Origin of the sequence: Thauera phenylacetica B4P (assembly GCF_000310225.1) — a bacterium.
GTDB classification, from domain to species: domain Bacteria; phylum Pseudomonadota; class Gammaproteobacteria; order Burkholderiales; family Rhodocyclaceae; genus Thauera; species Thauera phenylacetica.
On the sequence record NZ_AMXF01000258.1, the window covers coordinates 1 to 5,383 of the forward strand.

At 69.5% G+C, this 5,383-nt stretch carries 5 protein-coding genes; all 5 read left to right on the top strand.

Annotation, left to right across the window (positions count from 1 at the left end; all coding sequences use genetic code 11):
• Positions 1-27 precede the first annotated feature (27 nt).
• Positions 28-1,227, top strand: a complete 1,200-nt coding sequence (ftsY, locus tag C667_RS19835) for a signal recognition particle-docking protein FtsY (protein ID WP_370701721.1) — start codon at positions 28-30, stop codon at positions 1,225-1,227.
• Positions 1,224-1,919, top strand: a complete 696-nt coding sequence (locus C667_RS19840; protein ID WP_004378682.1) for a cell division ATP-binding protein FtsE — start codon at positions 1,224-1,226, stop codon at positions 1,917-1,919. The genes ftsY and C667_RS19840 overlap by 4 nt, the downstream gene beginning before the upstream one ends.
• Positions 1,916-2,812, top strand: coding sequence for a permease-like cell division protein FtsX (gene ftsX, locus C667_RS19845; RefSeq protein WP_004378685.1), 897 nt, complete (start codon positions 1,916-1,918; stop codon positions 2,810-2,812). The genes C667_RS19840 and ftsX overlap by 4 nt, the downstream gene beginning before the upstream one ends.
• A 230-nt stretch (positions 2,813-3,042) precedes the next feature.
• Positions 3,043-3,606, top strand: coding sequence for an alkyl hydroperoxide reductase subunit C (ahpC, locus tag C667_RS19850; RefSeq protein ID WP_004378687.1), 564 nt, complete (start codon positions 3,043-3,045; stop codon positions 3,604-3,606).
• A gap of 132 nt (positions 3,607-3,738) precedes the next feature.
• On the top strand, positions 3,739-5,298 hold the full coding sequence (ahpF, locus tag C667_RS19855; protein ID WP_004378689.1) for an alkyl hydroperoxide reductase subunit F: 1,560 nt from the start codon (positions 3,739-3,741) through the stop codon (positions 5,296-5,298).
• The last annotated feature ends 85 nt before the right edge of the window (positions 5,299-5,383 follow it).

Below are 5,383 nucleotides of genomic sequence, written 5' to 3' on the forward strand. Positions count from 1 at the left end.
CAGGCGCCCGCGCAGGCGGCCGAGTCGCTGCGGGAAGCCGAGCCCGAGCCGCGCCGCGAACCCGCGAGCGAGCCGCTCGCCGCGATCGAGCCCGTTCAGGCGCGTGTGGCAGCGCTGGAGCCGGAGCCCGAGCCGACGACCGAGCTCGTCGCCGAGGCCGCTGGAGCGGCCGAGGTCCGATCGGAAGCCGAGACCGAAGCCGAGGGCCAATCGGAAGCGGAACTCGAGCCCGAAGCCGAACCCGAGCCGCAGCGGCCGGCCGCCGCCGCGGTCGCGAAGAAGTCGTGGACCGAGCGCCTCAAGGCCGGGCTCGCGCGCACCCGCAGCCAGATCGGCGGCGGGCTGGCGAGCCTGTTCGGGCTGCGCAAGATCGACGAGGACCTGCTCGAGGAGCTCGAGTCCACCCTGCTGATGGCCGACTGCGGCGTCGACGCCACCCAGCACCTCATCGACGACCTGCGCCGGCGCTGGAAGCGCGACCGCCTGGAGACCGCCGACCAGCTGCAGAAGGCGCTCGCCGACGGCCTGCACGAGATCATCGCCCCGCTCGAGGCGCCGCTCGACGTCGCCGGCCATCGCCCCTTCATCATCATGATCGCGGGCGTCAACGGTTCCGGAAAGACGACCTCGATCGGCAAGCTGGCGAAATACTTCCAGGCCCACGGCAAGAGCGTGCTGCTGGCCGCCGGCGACACCTTCCGCGCCGCCGCGCGCGAGCAGCTGATGACCTGGGGCGAGCGCAACAACGTCACCGTGGTGGCGCAGGACAGCGGCGACGCCGCGGCGGTGATCTTCGACGCCATCAACGCCGCGCGGGCGCGCAAGATCGACGTCGTGCTCGCCGACACCGCCGGCCGCCTGCCCACCCAGCTCCACCTCATGGAAGAGATCGCCAAGGTGCGCCGGGTGATCGCCAAGGCCGACCCGAGCGGTCCGCACGAGGTGCTGCTGGTGCTCGACGCCAACATCGGCCAGAACGCGCTCGCGCAGGTGAAGGCCTTCGACAAGGCGATCGGCGTCACCGGCCTGGTGGTGACCAAGCTCGACGGCACCGCCAAGGGCGGCGTGCTGGCGGCGATCGCGCGCCAGTGCCCGAAGCCGCTGCGCTTCATCGGCGTCGGCGAGGGCATCGACGACCTGCAGCCCTTCAAGGCGCGCGAGTTCGTCGATGCGTTGTTCGAGCCGGGCGCCGGCGCGGTCAAGGCAGGAGCGGAAGCGCGCAGATGATCGTCTTCGAGGACGTGGCCAAGCGCTATGCGGGTGGCTACACGGCGCTGGCGGGCGTCAGCTTCGAGATCCGCCACGGCGAGCTGGTCGTGCTCTCCGGCCATTCCGGCGCGGGCAAGAGCACGCTGTTCAAGCTCATCCCGGTGATCGAGCGCCCCACCGCCGGTCGCGTGCTGATCAACGGCCAGGACGTCTCGCACCTGCCGAAGACGGCCATCCCCTACCTGCGCCGCAACCTCGGCCTGGTGCTGCAGGAGAGCCGCCTGCTGTTCGACCGCAACGTCTACGACAACGTGATGCTGCCGCTGGTGATCACCAGCCATCCCGCCGCCGATGCCGCGAAGCGGGTGGCGGCGGCGCTCGAGCGCGTCGGTCTCGACGGTCGCGGCAAGGAGATGCCGGCGGGCCTGTCGGGCGGCGAGCAGCAGCGCGTGGCGATCGCGCGCGCGATCGTCAACCGGCCGTCGATCCTGATCGCCGACGAGCCCACCGCCCACCTCGACCCCGCCTACGCCGCCGACATCGCGGCGCTGTTCCGCTCCTTCAACCAGGCCGGGGTCACCGTGCTCGTGTCCACCCACGACGCCAGCCTGTTCGCCGCCAGCCGGCCGCGCCGGCTGGTGCTGGCCAAGGGGCTGCTGGTGGAGGATTCGCGCCCGGGCGGACGGCCGGCGCAGGAGGCCGCGGCATGATCAACTGGTTCTACCTGCACCTGCGCGCGCTCGGCCACGCCCTGCGCCGACTGGTGGCGCAGCCGCTCGGTACCCTGCTGTCGGCGCTGGTGGTCGGCATCGCGCTGTCGCTGCCGGGCGGCGGCTACCTGCTGCTCGACAACGTCGGCTCGCTGGCGCGCGGGGTCTCCGGCACGCCCGAGATCAGCCTGTTCCTCGCCATGGACGCCGGCGCGGCCGACGTCGCCGCGATCGAGCAGCGCCTGAAGGGCGAGAACGAGCTCGCCAGCTACCGCTTCGTGCCGCGCGACGAGGGCCTGCGCCAGCTCGAGGCTGCCGGCCTGGGCGACGTGCTCGGCGGGCTCAAGGCCAACCCGCTGCCGGACGCCTTCGTGCTCGCGCCGCGGCGCGAGGACCCCGCGCTGTTCGAGCGCATGGCCGAGCGCATGCGCACCTGGCCCAAGGTCGCGCACGTGCAGCTCGACTCGGCCTGGGTCGAGCGCCTGCACGCGCTGCTCGCCCTCGGGCGCTCGGCGGTGCTGATGCTCGCCGGCCTGCTCGGCTTCGCGCTGGTGGTGGTCACCTTCAACACCATCCGCCTGCAGATCCTCACCCAGCGCCAGGAGATCGCGGTGAGCCGGCTGCTCGGCGCCACCGACCCCTTCATCCGCCGCCCCTTCTACTGGTTCGGCAGCCTGCAGGGCGCGCTCGGCGGCCTGGTGGCCTTGGGCACCATGGCGCTCGGGGTCGAGGCGCTCGCCGCCCCGGTGGCGCGGCTGGCCGAGACCTACGGCGCGGTCTTCGCGCTGAGCGGGCCCGACCTCGAGGCCAGCCTGGCGATCGTCGCCTTCGCGGCCTTCCTCGGCTGGCTGGGCGCGGCGATCTCGGTGCGGCGACATCTCGCCGGGGCTTGAATTTTCGTCATCCGGCCCCAGCTACACTGGGTCGTCGCGCGTTTCACCGGCCCGCACCCGTCGGGGCAGTCGCAGCGTGATCGGCAACCGCTTCCGCCAATCGGGATCCGATAGGGATTTCCAATCGCCTGGATCTCGATAATCAATTAGAGCAATTCAAGGAACGGGTCTAAACTTTGCTCCATCGAGTTTCGCAACACCGTTCAAACAACCCTTCCGGAGGATTACAGATGTCGCTGATCAACACCCAGGTTCAACCGTTCAAAGCCCAGGCCTTCCTCAACGGCAAGTTCGTCGAAGTCTCCGACGAGAGCATGAAGGGCAAGTGGTCCGTGGTGATCTTCATGCCGGCCGCCTTCACCTTCAACTGCCCGACCGAGATCGAGGACGCGGCCGAGCACTACGCCGAGTTCCAGAAGGCTGGCGCCGAGGTGTACATCGTCACCACCGACACCCACTTCTCGCACAAGGTCTGGCACGAGACCTCGCCGGCCGTCGGCAAGGCCAGGTTCCCGCTCGTCGGCGACCCCACCCACCAGCTGACCCGCGCCTTCGGCGTGCATATCGAGGAAGCCGGCCTGGCCCTGCGCGGCACCTTCGTGATCGACCCGGACGGCGTCATCAAGACGATGGAAGTGCACGACAACGCCATCGCCCGTGACGTCACCGAGACCGTTCGCAAGCTCAAGGCCGCGCAGTACGTCGCCTCGCACCCGAACGAAGTGTGCCCGGCGAAGTGGAAGGAAGGCGAAGCCACGCTGGCCCCGTCGATCGACCTGGTCGGCAAGATCTAAGCTACTGCTGCACATCCCCCCGGGCCACCGCGGTCCCGGGGCGCAAGCACCGCAGCCGGCCACGCGCCGGCTGCGTCGCATCCGGACTGCCGTAAACAGCGGCGGTCGCAAAACAGAAAGGGAGTGACCATCATGCTGGACGCCAACATCAAGACTCAACTGAAAGCCTACCTGGAGCGGGTGACGCAGCCGATCGAGATCGTGGCGTCGCTGGATGATGGTCCGAAGTCGAAGGAGCTGCTCGAGCTGCTGCACGACGTCGCCGAGCAGTCGAAGCTGATCACCCTGGTCGAGCGTCGCGACGACGATGAACGCAAGCCCTCCTTCTCGGTCGGCCCGCGCGGCGGCGAGGCGCGCGTGCGCTTCGCCGGCCTGCCCATGGGCCACGAGTTCACCTCGCTGATCCTCGCCCTGCTGCAGGCCGGCGGCTACCCGCCCAAGGTCGAGGCCGACGTGATCGAGCAGATCAAGAACCTCGACGTCGAGCTCAACTTCGAGACCTACATCTCGTTGTCCTGCCACAACTGCCCGGACGTGGTGCAGGCGCTCAACCTGATGGCGGTGCTGAACCCGAAGATCCGCCACACCATGATCGACGGCGCGCTGTTCCAGAAGGAGGTCGAGGAGCGCCAGATCATGGCGGTGCCGACGGTGTACCTGAACGGCGAGGAGTTCGACCAGGGGCGCCTCGAGCTCGGCCAGATCCTCGCCAAGGTCGACACCGGCGCCGCAGCGCGCGACGCGAAGAAGCTCTCCGAGAAGCCGGCCTTCGACGTGCTCGTCGTGGGCGGCGGCCCGGCCGGCGCGGCGGCGGCGATCTACGCCGCCCGCAAGGGCATCCGCACCGGCGTGGTGGCCGAGCGCTTCGGCGGCCAGGTCATGGACACCATGGCGATCGAGAACTTCATCTCGGTGAAGTACACCGAAGGTCCCAAGCTGGTCGCCAGCCTGGAGGAGCACGTCAAGGAATACGAGGTCGACGTCATGAACCTGCAGCGCGTTGCCGGCGTGGTGCCGGGCGAGAACCTGCACGAGGTGAGGATGGAGAACGGCGCCAGCCTCAAGGCCAAGACCGTGATCGTCGCCACCGGCGCGCGCTGGCGCGAGATGAACGTGCCCGGCGAGAAGGAGTTCCGCGGCAAGGGCGTGGCCTACTGCCCGCACTGCGACGGTCCGCTGTTCAAGGGCAAGCGCGTGGCGGTGATCGGCGGCGGCAACTCCGGCGTCGAGGCCGCGATCGACCTCGCCGGCGTGGTCGCCCACGTGACCCTGCTCGAGTTCGCCGACGATCTGCGTGCCGACGCGGTGCTGCAGAAGAAGCTCTACAGCCTGCCCAACGTAGCGGTGATCAAGAGCGCGCAGACCACCCGGGTCACCGGCACCGAGAAGGTCGATGGCCTGGTGTACAAGGACCGCAACACGAACGCCGAACATCGCGTCGAGCTCGAGGGCATCTTCGTGCAGATCGGCCTGCTGCCCAACACCGATTTCCTCAAGGGCACGGTCGAGCTGTCGCGCTTCGGCGAGGTGATCGTCGACGCCAAGGGCCAGACCTCGGTCCCGGGCATCTTCTCCGCCGGCGACTGCACCACGGTGCCGTACAAGCAGATCATCATCGCCATGGGCGAAGGCGCCAAGGCCTCGCTGTCGGCCTTCGACCACCTGATCCGCAGCAGCGCGCCGACGATGTAAGCCCGGCCCGCCGCCCCGCAGGAGCGGCGGCTGCCGCGAACGCCGCCCCGCCTCCGCATGGAGCGGCGGTGGCCGCGGACCTTGC

Excerpts from the sequence above, each read along its gene's own strand:
- C667_RS19840 (WP_004378682.1), top strand. The coding sequence starts at position 1,224 with ATGATCGTCTTCGAGGACGTGGCCAAGCGCTATGCGGGTGGCTACACG.
- ftsX (WP_004378685.1), top strand. The coding sequence starts at position 1,916 with ATGATCAACTGGTTCTACCTGCACCTGCGCGCGCTCGGCCACGCCCTG.
- ahpC (WP_004378687.1), top strand. The coding sequence starts at position 3,043 with ATGTCGCTGATCAACACCCAGGTTCAACCGTTCAAAGCCCAGGCCTTC.
- ahpF (WP_004378689.1), top strand. The coding sequence starts at position 3,739 with ATGCTGGACGCCAACATCAAGACTCAACTGAAAGCCTACCTGGAGCGG.